The organism is Streptomyces africanus (assembly GCF_030816955.1).
GTDB lineage: Bacteria > Actinomycetota > Actinomycetes > Streptomycetales > Streptomycetaceae > Streptomyces > Streptomyces africanus.
Genome location: NZ_JAUSYP010000001.1, coordinates 5,257,393 through 5,277,270, shown reverse-complemented (window position 1 = coordinate 5,277,270; position 19,878 = coordinate 5,257,393). Strand labels below are relative to the sequence as shown.

Below are 19,878 nucleotides of genomic sequence, written 5' to 3'. Positions count from 1 at the left end.
CGGCCGCCGCGCGCCCGGTCACAGCCGCTTCGCGCTGCGCAGCGTCTTGGCGTAGTAGCCGTTGCCGTCCAGCCGGGACACTCCGCCGACATCACCGATGGTCGGTCCGTTGACCTCCTCGCGGCTGGAGACGAAGAGCAGGTGGCCCTCGGTGTCGTAGCCGAGCACCATGCCGACGTGGTCCAGGCGCTGCTTGGTCCGGGTGTCGAGCTTGAAGAAGACGAGGTCCCCGGGCTGGAGCTGGTCGATGCCGGTGGGCCGGTCCGCGGGCGAGATGCCCGTGAGCGGCAGGATGTCGGCACCCTCCTTGGAGCGGGCCATGCCGTTGGCGGTGCGCGGCAGGCCGTCGCCCGAGTCGTCCGAGGACATCAGCGGGTAGCGGGCGCGGTAGCCGAACACCATCCGCATGTACCCCGAGCAGTCGACCGACCGGGCGCGCGCGGCCTCCGGCTGCCCGGTCACGCCGTCGCGGAAGGGGTACGGGACGCCGAGGTAGTCGTAGAAGTCGGACTGCTCCAGGCGCAGGTCGCCGCCCTCCGCCCCGGTCGTGTTGAGGGGCCCGAAGTTGGCGTCACCGGCGTAGACGGTGCCCTGCTCGTCCTTCTTCTGCTTGGCGCCCGCGACGTACTGGAAGGCGATGGCCAGGACGTCGTCCTCCTTGCTGGTCTCGTACTGGGCGTACCAGTCCTTGAACCACTTCTGCTTGTCCGCGCCCTTCTTCCAGGGCTCGGGCATGAGGCGGACCCAGTCCGTCGTGGAGACCTTGGAGCTCGTCGAGGAGGGCTCGGTGAAGGTGCGGGCCGGTCCGGTCAGGGTCGCGGTGCGCGCCCCGTCGGTGAACACCGCCTTGACCTGGCCGTCGGACCCGCGCAGCACGGAGCGTGCGGGGTTGTCCAGCCGGGACCAGCTCTCCCCGCCCTTGTCGCGGGTCTTCGCCGCGCCGCCGGCCCGGTCCGAGCCGTCCAGCACGCCGACGTTCGTGATCTCCGGGACGCCCTTGTCCTCCTGCTTGCGCAGCTCCACGGTGAGGTAGCCGGAGGTCGCGACGAGCCCCAGCACCACGAGGCCGGAGAGGACCGGCCGCGATTTCTTCTTCCCTGCCATGTGTTCTCTCCTGGGTGGTCGGTCGCCGGGACGCCGGTCTCAGACGGTGGGCATGATGCCGAGCAGCAGTCCGGCGGCGACGACGATGTAGGCCATGAGCGAGACGGTGCCGGTCGCCAGCAGCGTCGCCCCCTTGGGCTGGCGGACCATCTGGTACGCGATCAGGCCGGGCACGATGAAGCCGAGGGTCTGGTTGCCGTACAGCAGCGGGAACTCGATCGACAGCACGATCATCACGGTGGCCTGGAGCAGCACGCCCAGCAGGACCACCGCGGCGAACAGCCGCTTGCCGTAGAGGATCACCAGCCGCTGCATGACCTTGGTGCCCGCGTAGGTGAGGGCGGTGACGCCGACCACCATGGCCGCCCGCTGGAGGTCCTCGATGAGGGTCAGGGCGAGCCAGCCGGGTGTGATCATGCCCCCGGGCGACAGGTTGGTGGTCAGGTAGCACAGCAACGAGAAGAACAGGCCGATGGCGATGCCGAGGGCGGCCATCTCGGGGGTCAGGGCGGCGGTGGTCAACGAGGTCTCCGGGCACGGGTGCGGGTGCGGGGCGAGCGGTGGGCGTGAGGCGTGGGGTCCCGCCCGTGGACGTCAGGAACGGGGAGGCTGCCCCCTGTTGTCGGCCGGGGCGTACCCGTAGGGCTCGTCGGTGTACTGCTGCCAGGTCTGCTGGGCCGGAGCGGCGTACGGCCCTTGCTGGTAGGGACCGGGGTCGGCGTACCCGGCGTCGGCGTACGGCCCCGACGGCTGGACGGGGATGCGGACCACCGGGATCTCCTGGGTCTGGGAGGCCTGGTAGCGCTCCTCATAGGCCATGGGGTACGAGGCGTAGGGGTCCAGGCGGGCCGGCTGGGCCGGTACGGCCGTGGCCGAGGGCCGCTCGGTGTCGGCGGGCGCGGACTCGTCCGCCGGGAGTTCCGCCAGGTACTCCAGCAGCTCCTCGCCCTGGCCGTGGATGTTGCCGATGGCGACCAGGGAGGAGTCGGCGGCGAGGCGCCCCAGCAGGGCGGGCATGAACTCCTCGGCCGAGCGCCGTTCGCCCCCGAGGTCGACCGCGCGGTCGCGCCACTCGGCGGGGATGGCGTCGATCGCGCTCTTGGCGGGGTGCCCGATGACGAAGACGTTGTCCGGCTGGAGGTCGGGGATGATCTCGCCCATCTGCCCGTTGCGCTCGACGCGGTCGGGCCGGCAGTTGATCACCACGTTCAGCGGCCGGTGGATGGCTCCCAGGTCGAGCAGCTGGTTGATGTTCATCAGCGTCGACTCGGGGTCGTTGGCCGCGAAGACGTTGGCGAAGGCGAGCCGCTTGCCCTCGGGCGTCTGGTAGCGCTCGACGGACAGCACGCCCGGGTCCGGCGGGGCGTCGTACATGCCCTGCAGGGCGACCCGCCGCTCCACGCCGAGCAGTTCGGCCACGACGAGGGCGATCGCGACGTTCTCCTTGAAGGTGAACCAGCTGAAGCCGCGCAGCTCCTCGTCGGTGACGGTCTCCGGGTCGGCGTAGATCAGCTGGCAGTTCCGGGCGTCGGCCTCCTCCTGGAGGATGTGGAAACGCTCCTTCTCGGCGGTGACGCAGATGCCGTCCTCCGGCATGGAGCGGCACAGCGACCGCGCCACGTCGTCGAGGGTGGGTCCCATCTCGGCGAGGTGGTCCTCGCGGACGTTGCACAGCACGCCGATCGTGGAGCGGATCAGCTTGCTCTGGTTCACCTCCTGCAGGGCCGGCATGACGGCCATGCACTCGATGACGAGGGCGTCGGGCCGGTAGGTGGCGGCCCGGCGCACGATGCCGATCTGCTCCACCACGTTGGCGATGCCGAACTTGCGGTAGACCGGCTCCTCGGTGGCGTCGGGGTGGATGAACCGGGCCGCCGTGCCCGTGGTCTTCGCCACGGTGACCAGGTCGCCGCCGCGCAGCGCCCCGGCGCACAGCCGGGTGATGGAGGACTTGCCGCGGATGCCGTTCACGAGCACGCGCGACGGGATGCTGTGCAGGCTGGCGTAGTGCCGGCGCTGTTCCACGATGCCCGCCACCAGCAGCAGCACGCTGCCGGTGAGCAGGACGAAGTACAGATAGAGCACGGCTGGGTCACCTTCCCCGAACGCCGGCTTCCGGCTCCGCGAGCCGGCGCGCCTGGGTCTGCTTACGGGCCTGGAGTTGCTGGCGCAGCAGTTCGAGGCTGCGCACGACGGCGCCGACCTCGTCCTGGTAGCGGGGGTAGTGCACGGACTTGAGGTCGCCGTCGGCCAGCTTCTCCGCACTGGCCGCCAGGGCCCGCATCGGCCGGGCCACGACCAGGTACACCCAGCCGAGGCAGACGACGATCAGGGCCAGCCCGAGCAGTCCGGCCAGGACGCTGCGGTCCTCGCGTTCGTACGGGGTGATCTGGAAGTCCTTGGCGTTCTGCCAGCTGACCACGGTCCAGCCGATGTCGGCGGCCACACCGCCGCCGGAGAACGGGGCGGCCGCGGCGACCGTGGTCCCGCGTCCCTCGCGGATCAGCAGGCCGTTCTCGACGGGACCGGCGCCGACGTGGACGCTGCCGGCCCGGACGAGGTCGGTGAGCGCGTCGCGGGGCAGTTCCTCGAAGGCCAGGAAGCCGTCGCTGGCGGCGATGGTCTCCGTCTTGGCGTCCACCACGCGGACCTCGCCGAGCCCGGGCCGCTTCAGCAGCGAGTTGAGGAACTCGACCCGGACCTCGCCGACCAGGGTCATGCCCTTGTGGTCCGGCAGGGGCGCGGCGGCCTGGACGACCGGCTTCTTGCCGCCCTTGCCGGCGACCCGGACCAGCGGCAGGTCGTCCCCGTCGGCGAAGCCGGCGCGCGGCTCCTTGCCCGCGCGGGCGACGACCTCGCCGTCCCCGTCGAGGAGGTACAGCGCCTGGTAGCGGGTGTGCTCGCGGAGGGTCTCCTCCAGCAGTGCCTTGCCGGCGTCGGCGTCGTCCGGGTCGATCAGCCGGGACGTGGAGACCAGGTCCGCCTGCGCCTCGTTGAGCGCCCGGCGCACCCGGTCGGCGACCAGGTCGGTGCGGTCGCGCTGGTCCGAGACCATGCTGGCCGGGATGCTGACGGAGTCGTCGGTGCGGTTCAGCAGGAGGCCGACGGGCAGGCACCACAGCAGCAGCAGGACGGCGGTCAGTGCGAGCGGCCCGCGCACCCCGAAGCGCCCCTTGACGCGCTGGCGGCCGCCGGGATCATCGGTAGGTCCGCCCAGCTGCGCGCGCAGCCTCTCCAGTGCGGAGCCGATGCGCGCGGCCTCACCCCAGCGGGGCACGTCCACCGGCCGGGTCAGGTCGCCCCGGGCCAGTCGGCGGGACTCCAGGAACAGCCGCAGCAGCGGCCGCTGCACGGTCGCCCACAGCACGGCCGCGGCGAGCAGTCCGAGCACCACCAGGGCGCCGGCCGCCAGCAGCCCGTACAGCTCCCGGTCCGGACCGGCGGCCTGCTGCTGGACCACGGGCAGCATGGCGACGACGGTGAGCCCGAGGCCCGCGCCGACGCTCTTCTTCTCCTCCGGGTCGGAGGAGGAGAGGGAGGCGTAACCGGCCGTGGCGACACGGCCGTTGTAGCTCGCGCCGACCAGGGTCCCGCTGACCCCGGGGTAGCCGTGGGAGCCCGGTTCCCTGGCGCTGACCGGGTCCTGCTCGGTCTCGCGTGCCGCCCGCGCGGACAGCCCGCTCATCTGCTTCTGGAGGAAGCCCAGCTCCTTGCGCTCCTGGTCGGAGTTGAGCGACTCGGACTGCTCGAAGCCGGCCGTGGCGAGGATCTCCCCGCCGGTGGCGACGACCGCCATGGAGCGGAACTGTCCCAGGTTGATGGCGGGCACCGACAGGCTGTTGGAGGCGAGCAGCAGCTGCTGCGGCCGGTCGTCGAAGTCGAGGACCGCCATGGTCATCAGCCGTACGTCGCCGGTCTCCAGCCGCACCATGCGGGGCTTGAGGGCCGTGTCCCCGGTGAGGACGTCCTTGTCCAGCCATCCGAGGGGAATCGTTTCACCTCTGGCGGCCAGCACCTTGCCGCTCTCCAGGTCCAGGACCGTGGTGCCCGTCCACTTCTGGTACGTCTTCCCCAGGTCGGACAGGACGCGCTCGGGCTTGACCGGCGGCCCCGCGTTCAGCGCGGCGGCGGTGCGGTTCAGGTCGGTGACCCGCTCGTCGATCGAGGCGCGCAGGGCGATGGCGCCGTCCTCCGCGAAGTGCTGCTGCGAGGAGAGCACCGCCTGCGGTACGGCCTGCTCGCCGGCGGGGCCGAGCACTTGGGCGGTGAGGCCCGCGAGGGCCAGCACCAGCACGCACAGCAGCGCGATCGGGGGACGGACGCCGCCCAGCAGCGGCATGTCCGCGCGTCGTCGGCTGCGTCGCCGTCCTCCCTTCGCGGGGCGCACGGCGCGGGTGGGTGTCACCGGTGGTCTCCTGAGGCCTCTGGGTGAAGAACGGCCGCCCCGGACACCGCTCCCGCGGGAGGGGTGACGGACCGCCGTATACAAGACTGTTGGGAAGGGCCGAGGTTGTGCCGCTCGTCCCCGTGTGCGCTGTGGTGCTAGTCACCCTCCAGCGCGAGTTCCTTCAGGCCGTCGCCGCCCGGCGCCCCGCGGTTGTACAGGAAGCCGCGCGTACGGTCGGCCGCCAGCCGGTAGCGCGCGAGCCGCTCCTCGGAGAGGTCGCCGGGCTCGTCGAGCGCCCGCCGCACGTCCACCACCCGGTGGTCCTCGACCGCGCCGGCGGGCGGCTTCTCACCGGCCTCCACCTCGGGCGGGACCTCCACCAGCGTCGTGGCGTAGCGGGCGGAGACGTCCCAGCCGTCGGTCGTCTCGCGGAACTCGAACCAGCCGATCGCGCCCTCCTCGGTGAGCCCGGTGGGCGAGGAGTGCCGGGCGACCTGGTTGCCGAGACCGTAGGCGACCCAGGTGCCGTTCACCTTCTGGATCGGCTGCACCACGTGGGCGTGGTGCCCGATCACCAGGTCGACCCCGGTCTCCTCGGTGAGCCGCTCCGCCAACTGCAGTTGGGGGACGCTCGGTTCGTTGTAGTGCTCGAGCCCCCAGTGCACCGAGAGGATGACCACCTCGGCACCCTTCTCGCGGGCCCGGGCCTCGGCGTCCTTGATGGCGTCCGTGTCGATCTGGTTGAACGCCCACTTCTCCTTCTCCGGCGTCGGGTTCAGGAACGACATCCAGGAGAACGAGAGATGGGCGACCTTGACGCCGTTCACGTCACGGATGTTGATCCGTTCCGCTTCCTCGGGCGTGCGGGCCGAGCCGGTGTGGCCGAGGCCGGCCTTGTCCATGGCGTTCAGAGTGCGCCTGACGGCCCCGAGGCCGTGGTCGTAGGTGTGATTGGAGGCCGTCGAGCAGGTGTCGTAGCCCACGTCCTTGAGCGTCGTCAGGATCTGGGGCGGGACGAGGAACTCCGGGTACCCCTCGAAGGGGCCCCGCGGCTTTCCGACGGGCGTCTCCATGTGACAGATGGCCAGATCGGCCTTGCTGATGACCGGCTCGATCCCGGCGAGCAGCGGCCCGAAGTCCAGCCCGGCCTCTCCCTCGCCGGTCTTCTTGGCATCCTTGGCGGCCTGGTCGACCAGCTCGGGGTGGATCAGCACGTCACCGGCGGCGGCGACGGTGAACGAGCGGCCGCCCGGCTTCACCTGCGGCGTGGAGGCCGCGGAGCTGCACGCGGTCGCCACGGCGACGGTGGCTATGAAAGCGGTTGCCGCCCGGGCTATCCGGAGAGGATTGCGAAGTGTCACCGCATCATATTCACATGAAGCACACATGCACCACGGACGTTGCCATCACAAGACAGTCACATTTGACGCGTATTCTGGTCCAAATCGGACTCGTCCTCGCCTTGTTCGGCTGCCAGTCGGCAACAGACCGGTCAACGGACGACTCCACTCCGCACACCCGGGAGCTGGTGGACGTCCGCAGCAGGATCCTCGCCTACACGGCCGGCCTGGAGCCCGACGCCGCGTACACCCCGCCGGACGACACCCAGCGCGAGCGCGTCGCCGAGAGCGTCGGCCACCTCCTGGACGGCGACACCGCACCGGCCGAACGACTGCTCGCCCCCCTGGGCCTCAAGCTCACCCGCCTCACCGACACGCAGTCCGGCCGCAGGTACGACGAGATCGCCGCCGCCCGCCCGGGCCGGGCCGCACACTGGGGGCGCCTCTACCTGACCGCCGACTCCGACGTCCGCTGGAACGCCCAGGTGCCGCACCCGGTCTCCGACCAGGACACCGAACGCCTCGGCGTGCGGCTCCTGGAGGACAACCCCGGCGGCTCGCTGGTCCTGGCAGGCGCGCACCGCGAGGCGGGCCGGGACGGCGCCGCCGATGTCGCCCACCGGGAGGACAGCCTCTTCCACACCATCGTCGTGGAGCTCCAGAAACGCGACGTCCCGGGCGTCCAACTGCACGGCTTCGCCAAGGACTCGGACCGGCCCTACGAGGCGGTCCTCTCCACCGGAGCCGCGCGCAGCACCCTCACCGAGGCCGCCGCCCTGGCCGACGGCATGCAGGCCGACGGGCTGCGGGTCTGCCGGGCGTGGTCGGCTCGCTGCCCCCTGGAAGGCACCACGAACGTCCAGGGCAAGGCCGCGGAGCGCCACCACGCCAGGTTCCTCCACGTGGAGCTCTCCCCCAAGGCGCGGGGCGACGGCAACGACGCCGACGCCGCCGCAAGGGCCCTCTCCGGGCTGGTCACCACCTGGAACTCCGCCCGCCGGTGAGGAACAGGCGAAAGCGGGTCAGCAGCACCCCGCCGACGGCAACGACCGCTTGTTCCGCGCCTCCTTGCTGCGCGCGGCCAGCAACTCGTCGGCCGGGTAGCCGACCTCCTCCAGCGTCAGCCCGTGCGGCCGCACGACGTGCACGGCCGAGTCCCGTACGCCGGCCGCCAGCACCTTCGCCGGCCAGTCCGGCGGCCGGTGCCCGTCGCCCACGAACAGCAGCGCCCCGATGAGCGAGCGCACCATGTTGTGGCAGAAGGCGTCGGCCCGCACGGTCGCGGTGATGATCCCGTCGTCGCCCTTGTCCAGGCTCAGCTCCTGGAGCGTACGGATGGTGGTGGCCCCCTCCCGCTTCTTGCAGTAGGCGGCGAAGTCGTGCTCCCCGAGCAGCCGCCGCGCGGCCTCGTTCATGGCGTCGACGTCCAGGGGCCAGTCGTGCCAGAGCACATGGTTGCGCAGCAGCGGATCGACGCCCCCGGGATTGTCCGTGACCCGGTACGCGTACCGCCGCCAGACCGCCGAGAACCGCGCGTTGAAGCCACTGGGCGCCTCCCTGAGGGCCCACACCCGTACGTCCCTGGGCAGCCGCCCGGCGAGCCGCTTCAGCAGCTTCTGGTGGTGCTCGGCCCAGACCTCACGCGGCAGATCGACATGCGCCACCTGCCCCCGGGCATGCACCCCGGCATCGGTACGCCCCGCCACGGTCAGCTCGTACGTCTGCCCCGACCGCGTCACGGTCCGCAGGGCGTCCTCGATCTCCCCCTGCACGGTCCGCCGCCCCCCGGCCTGCTTGGCCCACCCGGAGAACTCGCTCCCGTCGTACGACAGATCGAGCCGCACACGAACGTAACCAGCTGCTGCTTCATCACTCACGCACAGATCCTCTCAGCAACACAAAAGCGGGCCCGCCCCTCGGAGAGGAACGGACCCGCCAACGCCCTCAAGGGGCGCGGGGAACTGCGCGACAAGCCACCACGAACCCGCAGCCGCCGACGAACAGCCCCCGGCAGACGCTTAGGCGTCCTTGGACTCCTCGGCGTCGTCGGCCTTGGTCACGTCGACCTGAGCCTCGGCAGCCTCGGCGTCCTTGGCGGCACGCTTGGTCGCGGCCTCGGCCTCACCCGTCGCCTCCTGCGCCACCGTCAGCGCCTCGACCAGCTCGATGACAGCCATGGGCGCGTTGTCGCCACGGCGGTTACCGATCTTGGTGATGCGGGTGTAGCCACCCGGACGGTTCTCGTAGCGCGGGCCGATCTCGGTGAAGAGCGTGTGGACGATGCTCTTGTCCGTGATGACCTGGAGCACCTGACGGCGGTTGTGAAGGTCGCCCTTCTTCGCCTTGGTGACCAGACGCTCGGCGTACGGGCGCAGCTTGCGCGCCTTCGCCTCGGTGGTGGTGATGCGGCCGTGCTCGAACAGCGACTTCGCGAGGTTCGCGAGCATCAGCTTCTCGTGCGCGGCGCTGCCGCCCATACGGGCACCCTTGGTGGGCTTCGGCATGGTGTTTCTCCTAGGTGTCTGCCCCGGCCGTATCAGGTACCGGGGTCAGTATCCGAGCGAGCGGTTGCCCGTCGGAGATCCGGGGTGCGCCCCGGAAGGGGCGCGGGGAACTGCGTGATCAAGCACAGCGCACCCGCGCCCGAAATCGAACCGGCGGTCCCGAGCTCTCAGTACTGCTCGGTCTCCACGAATCCGGCGTCAGCGTCGTCATCGGCCCCGAAGGCATCCGCCGCGGCGGTCGGGTCGAATCCGGGCGGGCTGTCCTTCAGGGCCAGGCCCATGCCGGCCAGCTTCGCCTTGACCTCGTCGATGGACTTCGCACCGAAGTTGCGAATGTCGAGGAGGTCGGCCTCAGAACGAGCCACGAGCTCACCCACGCTGTGGATGCCCTCACGCTTGAGGCAGTTGTACGACCGAACGGTGAGCTCCAGCTCCTCGATCGGCAGCGCCAGATCGGCGGCGAGGGCGGCGTCCGTGGGGGACGGGCCCATGTCGATGCCCTCGGCGTCGATGTTGAGCTCGCGGGCCAGACCGAACAGCTCGACCAGGGTCTTGCCGGCCGACGCCATGGCGTCACGCGGACGCATGGCCTGCTTGGTCTCGACGTCGACGATCAGCTTGTCGAAGTCGGTCCGCTGCTCGACACGCGTGGCCTCGACCTTGTACGTGACCTTGAGCACCGGCGAGTAGATCGAGTCGACCGGGATCCGGCCGATCTCCTGGCCGACCTGCTTGTTCTGCACGGCGGAGACGTAACCGCGGCCGCGCTCGACCGTCAGCTCCATCTCCAGCTTGCCCTTGCCGTTGAGCGTGGCGAGGACGAGGTCGGGGTTGTGCACCTCGACACCGGCCGGGGGCGCGATGTCGGCGGCGGTGACCAGACCCGGGCCCTGCTTGCGCAGGTACATCACGACCGGCTCGTCGTGCTCCGAGGAGACGACCAGCTGCTTGATGTTGAGGATCAGGTCGGTGACGTCCTCCTTGACGCCCGGCACGGTGGTGAACTCGTGCAGGACACCGTCGATGCGGATGGACGTGACCGCCGCACCCGGGATCGAGGAGAGGAGGGTCCGGCGGAGGGAGTTGCCGAGGGTGTAACCGAAGCCCGGCTCCAGCGGCTCGATCACGAACCGGGAGCGGAACTCGTCGACGACCTCTTCGGTCAACGAGGGACGCTGAGCGATCAGCATGTGTGGATCAGATCCTTCAGTCGGGGGCGCCCGCTATATGACGCCCGACTCGACCGTCCCCGACGAAAAGGGACGGGTACTGCAAGGGTACGGGCGATACGGCCCTTTTACGGAGCCGTACCGCCCGAAAACCGAGAACCCGAAGGCGTCGCGTCAGACGCGGCGGCGCTTCGGCGGGCGGCAGCCGTTGTGCGGGGTCGGGGTGACGTCCTGGATGGAGCCGACCTCGAGACCGGTCGCCTGGAGCGAACGGATGGCGGTCTCACGACCGGAACCCGGGCCCTTGACGAACACGTCGACCTTGCGCATGCCGTGCTCCTGGGCGCGGCGGGCAGCCGACTCGGCGGCCATCTGCGCGGCGAACGGCGTGGACTTCCGGGAGCCCTTGAAGCCGACGTGGCCGGCGGAGGCCCAGGAGATCACGTTGCCGGACGGGTCCGTGATCGAGACGATCGTGTTGTTGAACGTGCTCTTGATGTGCGCGTGGCCGTGAGCGACGTTCTTCTTTTCCTTGCGGCGCACCTTCTTGGCAGCGCCCTGACGACCCTTGGGGGGCATCTATAACTCCTACGGGAGGTGGTCGGTCCTGCAGCGAAGACCGCTGACGAGCGTCCGCTGAGGACTACTTCTTGCCCGGCTTCTTCTTGCCGGCGATGGCGCGACGCGGGCCCTTGCGGGTGCGGGCGTTGGTGCTGGTGCGCTGACCGCGGACGGGCAGGCCGCGGCGGTGACGCAGACCCTGGTAGGTACCGATCTCGACCTTGCGGCGGATGTCGGCCTGGATCTCGCGACGGAGGTCACCCTCGGTCTTGATGTTGTTGTCGACGAACTCGCGGATCGCGACGAGCTGCTCCTCGGAGAGGTCGCGAACGCGGGTGTTCGGGTCGACGCCGGTGGCGGCCAGCGTCTGCTGCGAGAGGGTCCGGCCAATGCCGAACACGTAGGTGAGGGCGATCTCCACGCGCTTGTCGCGCGGGATGTCAACACCGGAAACGCGTGCCATTCAATGGCTCCAGTTACTTGACGGAGGTCTTCCGCAGAACCGACTCCCAGCCGCCGTATGAGGTACGAACTGGGTCCCCGGCCTCCGACCGGGGGTGTCAGACCCGAAGGTCCGGGTCCTGCGTATGAACATATTCAGCTTGCGTCGCGCGAATCCCTGCGAGGAAGGCAGAGGGATCGGTCGTGCGTCAGCCCTGGCGCTGCTTGTGGCGCGGGTTGTCGCAGATGACCATGACCCGGCCGTGACGGCGGATCACCCTGCACTTGTCGCAGATCTTCTTGACGCTCGGCTTGACCTTCATGGGTGAGGTTCTCCGGGTCAGTGCCACCACCCCGGAAGCCGGGGCGCGGGCAAGATCTACTTGTAGCGGTAGACGATCCGGCCACGCGTCAGGTCGTACGGAGACAGCTCCACCACGACCCGGTCGTCAGGGAGGATGCGGATGTAGTGCATACGCATCTTGCCGCTGATGTGTGCCAGGACCTGGTGGCCGTTCTGGAGCTCGACCTTGAACATGGCGTTCGGAAGAGACTCGACGACAGTGCCCTCGATCTCGATGGCACCTTGCTTCTTGGCCACGCTTCGCCCTTCGAATCGACTACCTTGATCGACTCAGTGCGAGCGCATGCAGACATGCGGATGCACAAGAGCCGACGAGTCAGTCTACGTCAGGGCCCTCGGAAACACGAATCGAGAGTCTGCCCCGGTAGAGAGATCCTTATGCGCGCCCCGAAGGGGCGCGGGAAGGCGCTCAGCCCAGCGGATCCGGAGCAGCGACGATACCGAGCTCCGCCAGCTTGGCCTTGCCCCCGTCGGGAGCCGTGAGCACGAGCGGCCCCTGCTCCGTCAGAGCGACGGAGTGCTCCCAGTGGGACGACCACGTGCCGTCCGTGGTGACGACCGTCCAGTCGTCCTGGAGGACCTCGGTCTTCGGCGTGCCGAGCGAGACCATGGGCTCGATCGCGAGGCAGAAGCCCGGCACCAGCTTCGGGCCTTTGCCGCGCCGGCGGTCGACGTAGTTCAGCAGGTGCGGGTCCATGTGCATCTCGGTGCCGATGCCGTGGCCGCCGTAGTCCTCGATGATCCCGTACCGGCCGCCGCCGGGCTTGGGCTGGCGGCGGATGTACGTCTCGATCGCCCGGGAGACGTCGACCAGCCGGTTGCCCTGCTTCATGGCCGCGATGCCGGCCCACATCGACTCCTCGGTCACCCGGGAGAGCTCGACCAGCTCCGGGGCGTGACCGGAGCCCACGAAGGCCGTGTACGCGGCGTCGCCGTGCCAGCCGTCGATGATCGCGCCGCAGTCGATGGAGATGACGTCCCCGTCCTTGAGGACGACGTCGTCGGAGGGGATGCCGTGAACGACGACCTCGTTCACCGAGGTGCAGATGGTCGCGGGGAAGCCGCCGTAGCCGAGGAAGTTCGGCTTGGCGTTGTGCTCGGCGAGCACCTTGCGGGCGACCTGGTCCAGATCCTTCGTCGTGGCCCCTGGCACGGCGGCTTCGCGGGTCGCCGCGTGAATGGCCGCGACGACCAGCCCCGCCTCACGCATCTTGGCGATCTGCTCGGGGGTCTTGATCTGCACCATGGGGGCTACGGCCTTTCTGGACCTTCGGCGACGGTGAACGCCTTCAACGATACGGGGCCGGGCGACGGCCCCGTCCACACAGCAGCCGCGGCCCCCGAGGGGAACCGCGGCCGTAGCTGCGCACGAACGACTACTTGTCGTCCTCGCCACGCTTGAGCGCCTCCATGGCGCGCGTCGTGACGTCCTCCACCTTGCCGAGCGCGGAGATCGTGACCACCAGGCCCTGGGCCTTGTAGTAGTCGATGATCGGCTCGGTCTGCGTGTGGTAGACCTCCAGGCGCGTCCGCACCGTCTCCTCGGAGTCGTCGTCCCGCTGGTACAGCTCGCCACCGCAGACGTCGCAGACGCCTTCCTTGGCCGGCTGCTTGTACGTCACGTGGAAGACGTGCGAGGAGTCGTTGCGGCAGATGCGGCGGCCGGCGATCCGCTTGACCACCTCGTCCTCGGGGACCTCCAGGTCCAGCACCGCGTCGAGCTGCATGCTCTCGGTCTCGAGCAGCTCGTCGAGCGCCTCGGCCTGGGAGACGTTGCGCGGGAAGCCGTCCAGCAGGAAGCCGTTCTCGGCGTCCGGCTGCTCCATGCGGTCCTTCGCCATCGCGATGGTGACCTCGTCGGGCACGAGATTGCCCGCGTCCATGTAGGACTTCGCCAGTTTGCCGAGTTCCGTCTGCTGGCTGATGTTGGCCCGGAACAGGTCGCCCGTGGAGATGTGCGGGATCGACAGGTTCTTGGCCAGGAACGCGGCCTGCGTTCCCTTACCGGCACCCGGCGGCCCGACGAGGACGATACGCATCAGCGGAGGAACCCTTCGTAATTGCGCTGCTGGAGCTGGCTCTCGATCTGCTTCACCGTCTCGAGACCGACACCCACGATGATCAGGATGCTGGTGCCGCCGAACGGGAAGTTCTGGTTTGCCCCGAAACCAACCAACGCCATCGTCGGCACGAGAGCGATCAGACCCAGGTACAGCGAACCCGGCCAGGTGATCCGGTTGAGCACGTAGCTCAGGTACTCAGCGGTCGGTCGGCCAGCCCGGATGCCCGGGATGAAGCCACCATACTTCTTCATGTTGTCGGCGACTTCCTCGGGGTTGAAGGAGATCGCGACGTAGAAGAATGCGAAGAAAACGATCAGCAGGAAGTACGAAATGATGTAGTACGGGTGGTCGCCCTTGACGAAGTGTTGCTCGATCCAGGTTTTCCAGCCCGAGGTGCCTCCGGCGAACTGGGCGATCAGCGCCGGGATGTAGAGCAGCGACGAGGCGAAGATGACGGGAATCACACCCGCCTGGTTCACCTTCAGCGGGATGTACGTGGACGTACCACCGTAGGAACGTCGGCCGATCATGCGCTTGGCGTACTGAACGGGGATGCGGCGCTGGGCCTGCTCGACGAAGACCACCAGGCCGACCATGACGAGGCCGACCGCGATGACGGTGCCGAACTCGATCCAGCCGTCGGCCAGGGAGCCCTGCTCCTTGATGGCCCACAGGGCGGACGGGAAGGTGGCGGCGATCGAGATGAACATCAGGATCGACATGCCGTTGCCGATGCCGCGGTCGGTGATGAGCTCGCCGAGCCACATCACGAACGCCGTACCGGCGGTCATGGTGATGACCATGGTGATGGTGACGAAGATCGACTGGTCCGGGACGATCTGGCTGGCCACCGGGCAGCCCTGGAACAGAGCGCCGCTGCGGGCGGTGGCGACGAGGCCGGTGCCCTGAAGGATGGCGAGGGCCACCGTCAGGTAACGGGTGTACTGCGTGATCTTCGCCGTACCGGCCTGGCCCTCCTTCTTCAGGGCTTCCAGGCGCGGAATCACCACGGTCAGCAGCTGCAGAATGATGCTCGCCGTGATGTACGGCATGATGCCCAGCGCGAAGATCGTGATCTGCAGCAGCGCGCCGCCGCTGAACATGTTGACCAGACCGAACAGGCCCTGGTTGGCCTGGGCATTGTCGATACAGGTCTGGACGTTCCGGTAGTCGACGCCCGGGATCGGGATGTGCGTACCGACCCGGTAGACCACGATGATGCCGAGCGTGAAGAGCAGCTTCTTGCGCAGGTCGGGCGTCTTGAACGCCCGGGCGAACGCGGTGAGCACGGTGCCTCCTGCGACCCCCGCGCAACTGCGTCAAGGGTGACGGTCTTGAGGTTCGACGAATAAGTAACGGGCAGCTGCCGCTCAGAGTGCCCGAAGTGCAGCACCCTGTGAAAAGTGGGCAGTGCAGGCCACCTTACCGGCGAGACTGCCCCCTTGGAACGACCGACCGGGGATACCCCATTTGTGGGATATCCCCGGTCGGGATCGCTCAGGTCATCGAGACGCCTGTGGTGTTCAGACGAGCTCGGTGACGGTACCGCCGGCGGCGGTGATCTTCTCCTTGGCCGAGCCGGAGACGGCGTCGACCGTCACCTGCAGCGCCACGGAGATCTCGCCCTGGCCGAGGACCTTGACGAGGCTGTTCTTGCGAACAGCGCCCTTGGCCACCAGCGACTCGACGGTGACCTCGCCACCCTCGGGGTAGAGGGAGGCCAGCTTGTCGAGGTTCACGACCTGGTACTCGGTCTTGAACGGGTTCTTGAAGCCCTTCAGCTTCGGGAGACGCATGTGGAGGGGCATCTGGCCACCCTCGAAGCGCTCCGGAACCTGGTAGCGGGCCTTCGTGCCCTTGGTACCACGACCGGCCGTCTTACCCTTCGACGCCTCACCACGACCGACACGGGTCTTGGCGGTCTTGGCGCCCGGGGCGGGACGGAGGTTGTGGATCTTGAGCGGGTTGTTCTCCGCCATGATCAGTCGACCTCCTCGACCGTCACGAGGTGGCGGACGGTGTGCACCATGCCGCGGAACTCGGGGCGGTCCTCCTTGACGACCTGCGTGTTGATGCCCTTGAGACCAAGGGAGCGCAGGGTGTCACGGTGGTTCTGCTTGCTGCCGATGTACGACTTCGTCTGCGTGATCTTGAGCTGAGCCATTACGCAGCACCAGCCCCGGCACGCGCACGCAGCAGAGCCGCGGGAGCGACGTCCTCGAGCGGCAGACCACGGCGAGCCGCGATCTCCTCGGGACGCTGCAGGCCCTTCAGGGCCTCCACGGTCGCGTGCACGATGTTGATCGCGTTCGACGAGCCGAGCGACTTCGACAGCACGTCGTGGATACCGGCGCACTCCAGGACGGCACGCACGGGACCACCGGCGATAACACCGGTACCCGGCGAAGCCGGCTTGAGGAGAACGACGCCGGCAGCCTTCTCACCCGTGATCGGGTGCGGGATGGTGCCCTGGATGCGGGGGACCTTGAAGAAGTGCTTCTTGGCCTCCTCAACGCCCTTGGCGATGGCGGCCGGCACCTCCTTGGCCTTGCCGTATCCGACACCCACGGTGCCGTCACCGTCGCCCACCACGACCAGCGCGGTGAAGCTGAAGCGACGACCACCCTTCACAACCTTGGCGACGCGGTTGATCGCGACAACGCGCTCAACGTACGCGGTCTTCTCGGCGGCAGCTGCGCCGCCGTCACGGCCCTTCCGGTCCCGCCGCTCGCCGCCACCGGCACCGCCACCGCGGCGCTGGGGTCCAGCCATTGGAATTACCTCTCTCTGTCTCCGCTAGCTACGGAACCAGGACTCAGAACTTGAGTCCGGCCTCGCGGGCGGCGTCCGCCAGGGCGGCGATGCGCCCCGCGTACTGGTTACCACCACGGTCGAACACGACGGCCTCGACACCGGCGGCCTTGGCGCGCTCGGCGACCAGGGCGCCGACCTGCTTGGCCTGCGCGGACTTGTCGCCCTCACCACCGCGGATCGAGGTGTCCAGGGTGGACGCCGACGCAAGGGTGTGACCCTTGATGTCGTCGATCACCTGGGCCACGATGTGGCGGTTCGAGCGGGTAACGACCAGACGCGGACGCTCCGCCGTACCGTTGATGTGCTTACGGATCCGGATGTGGCGGCGCTTGATCGCGGCGCGCTTGTAGGCGTCGCCCTTAAGGATCTTCTGTCCGTATGCCATGGCTTACTTACCCGCCTTTCCGACCTTGCGGCGGATGACTTCGCCCTCGTACTTGACGCCCTTGGCCTTGTACGGGTCGGGCCTGCGCAGCTTGCGGATGTTGGCCGCAACCTCGCCGACCTTCTGCTTGTCGATGCCCTCGACCGAGAAACGGGTCGGGGACTCCACCTTGAAGGTGATGCCCTCGGGGGCCTCGACCAGGATCGGGTGGCTGTAGCCGAGGGAGAACTCCAGGTTGGAGCCCTTCGCCACGACGCGGTAGCCGACACCGCTGATTTCGAGCTTCTTGACGTATCCCTGGGTCACACCGGTGATCATGTTCGCCACCAGCGTGCGGGACAGGCCGTGCAGGGCCTTGCTCTGCCGCTCGTCGTTGGGCCGCAGCACCTGAAGGGTGCCGTCCTCGGCCTTGGCGATGTCGATCGGCGCGATGACGGTGTGGGTCAATTCGCCCTTGGGGCCCTTGACCGCGACCGTACGGCCGTCGATGGTGACGTCCACGCCGGCGGGAACCGGGATGGGGAGCTTGCCGATACGCGACATGTTGTCTCTCCTCCGTTCCCGAACTACCAGACGTAGGCGAGGACTTCCCCACCCACGCCCTTCTTCTGCGCCTGCTTGTCGGTCAGGAGACCGTGGGACGTGGAGATGATGGCCACGCCCAGGCCGCCCAGCACCTTCGGCAGGTTGGTGGACTTCGCGTACACCCGGAGACCGGGCTTGGAGATCCGCTTGATGCCCGCGATGGAGCGCTCACGGTTGGGGCCGAACTTCAGCTCCAGGACGAGGTTCTTGCCGACCTCGGCGTCCTCGACCTTCCAGCCCGTGATGAAGCCCTCCTGCTGGAGGATCTCTGCGATGTGCGACTTGATCTTCGAGTGCGGCATCGCCACGGAGTCGTGGTACGCCGAGTTCGCGTTCCGCAGACGCGTCAACATGTCTGCGATCGGATCAGTCATGGTCATGAATTGGCCTTCGGCCTCTCTCGCCGGGGTTTCCTGGTGCGCCATCCCTCTCCCCGATCCGAGACGGGACGGGTGCGGCGCGGTGGACCTACGGCGTAGTAAGTCGTAAGGGCGGCGGCAGACGCCCAACCCCACAAGCCTAAGGCATGTGAGCTGGACGTCCTGCCGCCCCAGATGCTTACCGAGAGCCCTGCTAATCCCTGATAGGGGGGATTACCAGGAGCTCTTGGTCACGCCCGGCAGCTCGCCACGGTGAGCCATCTCACGAAGGCACACGCGGCACAGGCCGAACTTGCGGTACACGGAGTGCGGGCGGCCGCAGCGCTGGCAGCGGGTGTAGCCACGCACACCGAACTTGGGCTTGCGAGCAGCCTTGGCAATCAGAGCCTTCTTCGCCATCTCGCTCACGCCTCCTTGAAGGGGAAGCCGAGGTGACGAAGGAGCGCGCGGCCCTCAGCGTCGTTGGTCGCCGTGGTGACCACGGTGATGTCCATACCCCGGACGCGGTCGATCTTGTCCTGGTCGATCTCGTGGAACATGACCTGCTCCGTGAGACCGAAGGTGTAGTTGCCACGGCCGTCGAACTGCTTGGGGGACAGGCCGCGGAAGTCGCGGATGCGCGGCAGCGCGAGCGACAGGGTGCGGTCCAGGAACTCCCACATGCGGTCGCCACGGAGCGTGACGTGGGCACCGATCGGCTGGCCCTCACGCAGCTTGAACTGCGCGATGGACTTGCGGGCCTTGGTGACGGCCGGCTTCTGACCGGTGATCGTGGTGAGGTCGCGGATGGCTCCCTCGATCAGCTTGGAGTCGCGGGCGGCGTCGCCCACACCCATGTTGACCACGATCTTGACGAGACCGGGGATCTGCATGACGTTCTCGTACTTGAACTCGTCACGCAGCTTGCCCGTGATCTCCTCACGGTACTTCTGCTTCAGTCGCGGAGTGGTGGTGGTCGTCATCAGATGTCCTCACCCGTCCGCTTGGCAACGCGGATCTTGTTGCCTTCGTCGTCGAAGCGGTAACCGACGCGGGTCACGACCTTGTTGCCGTCCTTCTCCACGACCAGCTGGACGTTGGAGACGTGGATCGGCGCCTCGGTGGTGACGATGCCGCCGGCCTGCGAACCGCGAGCCGTCGGACCGGCCTTGGTGTGCTTCTTGACCCGGTTGACACCCTCGACCAGGACACGGTCCTCACGGGGGAAGGCCGCGATGACCTTGCCCTGCTTGCCCTTGTCCTTACCGGTGATGACCTGGACCAGGTCGCCCTTCTTGATCTTCATGCTCACAGCACCTCCGGCGCGAGGGAGATGATCTTCATGAACTTCTTCTCGCGCAGCTCACGGCCGACCGGGCCGAAGATACGGGTGCCACGAGGGTCGCCGTCGTTCTTCAGAATGACGGCGGCGTTCTCGTCGAAGCGGATGTACGAGCCGTCCGGACGGCGGCGCTCCTTGACGGTGCGAACGATGACCGCCTTGACGACGTCACCCTTCTTCACGTTGCCACCGGGGATCGCGTCCTTGACGGTGGCGACGATGACGTCACCGATACCCGCGTAGCGGCGACCGGAGCCGCCGAGCACACGGATGCAGAGGATCTCCTTCGCACCCGTGTTGTCGGCGACACGCAGTCGCGACTCCTGCTGGATCACGTCTATCTCCTGGTTGTCTGCCGGTTCCCGCAGGGCCCTTTCGGGACGCACCTGCGAGCCTGGCGGAACTGTCCTGCGGGGTAGCCCCCGAAGGAATTACTTAGGCCTCTGCGGGCGAAAACCCA

General features: G+C 68.3%; 26 protein-coding genes. 1 reads left to right on the top strand and 25 read right to left on the bottom strand.

What is annotated here, in order from left to right; translation table 11 throughout:
- Positions 1-18: 18 nt before the first annotated feature.
- From QF034_RS24665 to QF034_RS24645, 5 genes are all read right to left on the bottom strand, one after another.
- On the bottom strand, positions 19-1,104 hold the full coding sequence (locus QF034_RS24665) for a C40 family peptidase (protein WP_307176979.1): 1,086 nt from the start codon (positions 1,102-1,104) through the stop codon (positions 19-21).
- A gap of 39 nt (positions 1,105-1,143) precedes the next feature.
- Entirely contained in the window at positions 1,144-1,626 is a 483-nt protein-coding gene (locus QF034_RS24660; protein WP_020276280.1) for a poly-gamma-glutamate biosynthesis protein PgsC/CapC, read from the bottom strand.
- 72 nt (positions 1,627-1,698) lie between these two features.
- Complete coding sequence (pgsB, locus tag QF034_RS24655; protein WP_307176978.1) at positions 1,699-3,189, bottom strand: poly-gamma-glutamate synthase PgsB; 1,491 nt, start codon at positions 3,187-3,189, stop codon at positions 1,699-1,701.
- A 7-nt stretch (positions 3,190-3,196) separates the two neighbouring features.
- Positions 3,197-5,443, bottom strand: coding sequence for a HAMP domain-containing protein (locus tag QF034_RS24650; protein WP_307179963.1), 2,247 nt, complete (start codon positions 5,441-5,443; stop codon positions 3,197-3,199).
- Between the two features lie 203 nt (positions 5,444-5,646).
- Positions 5,647-6,879, bottom strand: coding sequence for a CapA family protein (locus QF034_RS24645; RefSeq protein WP_370880843.1), 1,233 nt, complete (start codon positions 6,877-6,879; stop codon positions 5,647-5,649).
- Between QF034_RS24645 and QF034_RS24640 the strand changes: the two genes are divergently transcribed.
- Complete coding sequence (locus tag QF034_RS24640; protein WP_370880842.1) at positions 6,846-7,835, top strand: hypothetical protein; 990 nt, start codon at positions 6,846-6,848, stop codon at positions 7,833-7,835. The genes QF034_RS24645 and QF034_RS24640 overlap by 34 nt on opposite strands.
- Positions 7,836-7,853: 18 nt before the next feature.
- Here QF034_RS24640 and truA read toward each other — a convergent pair whose 3' ends face one another.
- From truA to rplN, 20 genes are all read right to left on the bottom strand, one after another.
- Positions 7,854-8,708, bottom strand: coding sequence for a tRNA pseudouridine(38-40) synthase TruA (gene truA / locus QF034_RS24635; protein WP_306964743.1), 855 nt, complete (start codon positions 8,706-8,708; stop codon positions 7,854-7,856).
- Between the two features lie 141 nt (positions 8,709-8,849).
- Positions 8,850-9,335 carry a 50S ribosomal protein L17 gene (gene rplQ / locus QF034_RS24630; RefSeq protein ID WP_307176975.1) on the bottom strand — a complete coding sequence of 162 codons (486 nt, stop codon included), beginning with the start codon at positions 9,333-9,335 and terminating at the stop codon, positions 8,850-8,852.
- 167 nt (positions 9,336-9,502) lie between these two features.
- On the bottom strand, positions 9,503-10,525 hold the full coding sequence (locus QF034_RS24625; RefSeq protein WP_003966937.1) for a DNA-directed RNA polymerase subunit alpha: 1,023 nt from the start codon (positions 10,523-10,525) through the stop codon (positions 9,503-9,505).
- Positions 10,526-10,678: 153 nt separating this feature from the next.
- The gene (gene rpsK, locus QF034_RS24620; RefSeq protein WP_003956432.1) at positions 10,679-11,083 is read right to left on the bottom strand and encodes a 30S ribosomal protein S11; all 405 of its coding nucleotides are present in this window, start codon (positions 11,081-11,083) and stop codon (positions 10,679-10,681) included.
- A gap of 64 nt (positions 11,084-11,147) precedes the next feature.
- Entirely contained in the window at positions 11,148-11,528 is a 381-nt protein-coding gene (gene rpsM, locus QF034_RS24615) for a 30S ribosomal protein S13 (RefSeq protein ID WP_003992375.1), read from the bottom strand.
- A 187-nt stretch (positions 11,529-11,715) separates the two neighbouring features.
- Positions 11,716-11,829 (bottom strand): 50S ribosomal protein L36, encoded by a 114-nt coding sequence (rpmJ, locus tag QF034_RS24610; protein WP_003974245.1) that lies wholly within the window; start codon positions 11,827-11,829, stop codon positions 11,716-11,718.
- A gap of 56 nt (positions 11,830-11,885) precedes the next feature.
- Positions 11,886-12,107 (bottom strand): translation initiation factor IF-1, encoded by a 222-nt coding sequence (gene infA / locus QF034_RS24605; RefSeq protein ID WP_003948620.1) that lies wholly within the window; start codon positions 12,105-12,107, stop codon positions 11,886-11,888.
- Positions 12,108-12,279: 172 nt separating this feature from the next.
- Positions 12,280-13,116 carry a type I methionyl aminopeptidase gene (map, locus tag QF034_RS24600; protein ID WP_307176974.1) on the bottom strand — a complete coding sequence of 279 codons (837 nt, stop codon included), beginning with the start codon at positions 13,114-13,116 and terminating at the stop codon, positions 12,280-12,282.
- Between the two features lie 130 nt (positions 13,117-13,246).
- On the bottom strand, positions 13,247-13,909 hold the full coding sequence (locus QF034_RS24595) for an adenylate kinase (protein ID WP_086560687.1): 663 nt from the start codon (positions 13,907-13,909) through the stop codon (positions 13,247-13,249).
- Positions 13,909-15,222: a preprotein translocase subunit SecY gene (gene secY / locus QF034_RS24590; protein WP_307176973.1), complete on the bottom strand. Its 1,314-nt coding sequence runs from the start codon at positions 15,220-15,222 to the stop codon at positions 13,909-13,911. Before secY ends, QF034_RS24595 begins: the two co-directional genes overlap by 1 nt.
- Before the next feature lie 234 nt (positions 15,223-15,456).
- Positions 15,457-15,912 carry a 50S ribosomal protein L15 gene (gene rplO / locus QF034_RS24585; protein WP_059424841.1) on the bottom strand — a complete coding sequence of 152 codons (456 nt, stop codon included), beginning with the start codon at positions 15,910-15,912 and terminating at the stop codon, positions 15,457-15,459.
- Positions 15,913-15,914: 2 nt separating this feature from the next.
- A complete protein-coding gene (gene rpmD / locus QF034_RS24580; protein WP_005481207.1) occupies positions 15,915-16,097 on the bottom strand; it encodes a 50S ribosomal protein L30 in 183 nt (60 codons plus the stop codon).
- Positions 16,097-16,705, bottom strand: a complete 609-nt coding sequence (rpsE, locus tag QF034_RS24575) for a 30S ribosomal protein S5 (protein WP_030671799.1) — start codon at positions 16,703-16,705, stop codon at positions 16,097-16,099. The genes rpmD and rpsE overlap by 1 nt, the downstream gene beginning before the upstream one ends.
- 43 nt (positions 16,706-16,748) lie before the next feature.
- Positions 16,749-17,132, bottom strand: coding sequence for a 50S ribosomal protein L18 (gene rplR, locus QF034_RS24570; RefSeq protein ID WP_007494754.1), 384 nt, complete (start codon positions 17,130-17,132; stop codon positions 16,749-16,751).
- Positions 17,133-17,135: 3 nt separating this feature from the next.
- A complete protein-coding gene (gene rplF / locus QF034_RS24565; RefSeq protein WP_010036705.1) occupies positions 17,136-17,675 on the bottom strand; it encodes a 50S ribosomal protein L6 in 540 nt (179 codons plus the stop codon).
- Between the two features lie 23 nt (positions 17,676-17,698).
- The gene (gene rpsH, locus QF034_RS24560) at positions 17,699-18,097 is read right to left on the bottom strand and encodes a 30S ribosomal protein S8 (protein WP_003992367.1); all 399 of its coding nucleotides are present in this window, start codon (positions 18,095-18,097) and stop codon (positions 17,699-17,701) included.
- Positions 18,098-18,310: 213 nt separating this feature from the next.
- The gene (locus QF034_RS24555; RefSeq protein WP_003948630.1) at positions 18,311-18,496 is read right to left on the bottom strand and encodes a type Z 30S ribosomal protein S14; all 186 of its coding nucleotides are present in this window, start codon (positions 18,494-18,496) and stop codon (positions 18,311-18,313) included.
- Positions 18,497-18,501: 5 nt separating this feature from the next.
- Entirely contained in the window at positions 18,502-19,059 is a 558-nt protein-coding gene (gene rplE / locus QF034_RS24550) for a 50S ribosomal protein L5 (RefSeq protein WP_010036711.1), read from the bottom strand.
- Positions 19,059-19,382, bottom strand: coding sequence for a 50S ribosomal protein L24 (gene rplX, locus QF034_RS24545; RefSeq protein ID WP_003992365.1), 324 nt, complete (start codon positions 19,380-19,382; stop codon positions 19,059-19,061). Before rplX ends, rplE begins: the two co-directional genes overlap by 1 nt.
- Before the next feature lie 2 nt (positions 19,383-19,384).
- The gene (rplN, locus tag QF034_RS24540; protein WP_003998823.1) at positions 19,385-19,753 is read right to left on the bottom strand and encodes a 50S ribosomal protein L14; all 369 of its coding nucleotides are present in this window, start codon (positions 19,751-19,753) and stop codon (positions 19,385-19,387) included.
- Between the last annotated feature and the right edge of the window lie 125 nt (positions 19,754-19,878).

Excerpts from the sequence above, each read along its gene's own strand:
- rplX (WP_003992365.1), bottom strand. The coding sequence starts at position 19,382 with ATGAAGATCAAGAAGGGCGACCTGGTCCAGGTCATCACCGGTAAGGAC.
- rpsE (WP_030671799.1), bottom strand. The coding sequence starts at position 16,705 with ATGGCTGGACCCCAGCGCCGCGGTGGCGGTGCCGGTGGCGGCGAGCGG.
- QF034_RS24555 (WP_003948630.1), bottom strand. The coding sequence starts at position 18,496 with ATGGCGAAGAAGGCTCTGATTGCCAAGGCTGCTCGCAAGCCCAAGTTC.
- rpmD (WP_005481207.1), bottom strand. The coding sequence starts at position 16,097 with ATGGCTCAGCTCAAGATCACGCAGACGAAGTCGTACATCGGCAGCAAG.
- rplE (WP_010036711.1), bottom strand. The coding sequence starts at position 19,059 with ATGACGACCACCACCACTCCGCGACTGAAGCAGAAGTACCGTGAGGAG.
- rpsH (WP_003992367.1), bottom strand. The coding sequence starts at position 18,097 with ATGACCATGACTGATCCGATCGCAGACATGTTGACGCGTCTGCGGAAC.
- map (WP_307176974.1), bottom strand. The coding sequence starts at position 13,116 with ATGGTGCAGATCAAGACCCCCGAGCAGATCGCCAAGATGCGTGAGGCG.
- QF034_RS24595 (WP_086560687.1), bottom strand. The coding sequence starts at position 13,909 with ATGCGTATCGTCCTCGTCGGGCCGCCGGGTGCCGGTAAGGGAACGCAG.
- QF034_RS24625 (WP_003966937.1), bottom strand. The coding sequence starts at position 10,525 with ATGCTGATCGCTCAGCGTCCCTCGTTGACCGAAGAGGTCGTCGACGAG.
- QF034_RS24650 (WP_307179963.1), bottom strand. The coding sequence starts at position 5,443 with ATGCCGCTGCTGGGCGGCGTCCGTCCCCCGATCGCGCTGCTGTGCGTG.
- rpsK (WP_003956432.1), bottom strand. The coding sequence starts at position 11,083 with ATGCCCCCCAAGGGTCGTCAGGGCGCTGCCAAGAAGGTGCGCCGCAAG.
- rplQ (WP_307176975.1), bottom strand. The coding sequence starts at position 9,335 with ATGCCGAAGCCCACCAAGGGTGCCCGTATGGGCGGCAGCGCCGCGCAC.
- rplR (WP_007494754.1), bottom strand. The coding sequence starts at position 17,132 with ATGGCATACGGACAGAAGATCCTTAAGGGCGACGCCTACAAGCGCGCC.
- rplO (WP_059424841.1), bottom strand. The coding sequence starts at position 15,912 with ATGGCGGAGAACAACCCGCTCAAGATCCACAACCTCCGTCCCGCCCCG.
- rpmJ (WP_003974245.1), bottom strand. The coding sequence starts at position 11,829 with ATGAAGGTCAAGCCGAGCGTCAAGAAGATCTGCGACAAGTGCAGGGTG.
- QF034_RS24645 (WP_370880843.1), bottom strand. The coding sequence starts at position 6,879 with ATGTGTGCTTCATGTGAATATGATGCGGTGACACTTCGCAATCCTCTC.
- QF034_RS24665 (WP_307176979.1), bottom strand. The coding sequence starts at position 1,104 with ATGGCAGGGAAGAAGAAATCGCGGCCGGTCCTCTCCGGCCTCGTGGTG.
- rplF (WP_010036705.1), bottom strand. The coding sequence starts at position 17,675 with ATGTCGCGTATCGGCAAGCTCCCCATCCCGGTTCCCGCCGGCGTGGAC.
- rpsM (WP_003992375.1), bottom strand. The coding sequence starts at position 11,528 with ATGGCACGCGTTTCCGGTGTTGACATCCCGCGCGACAAGCGCGTGGAG.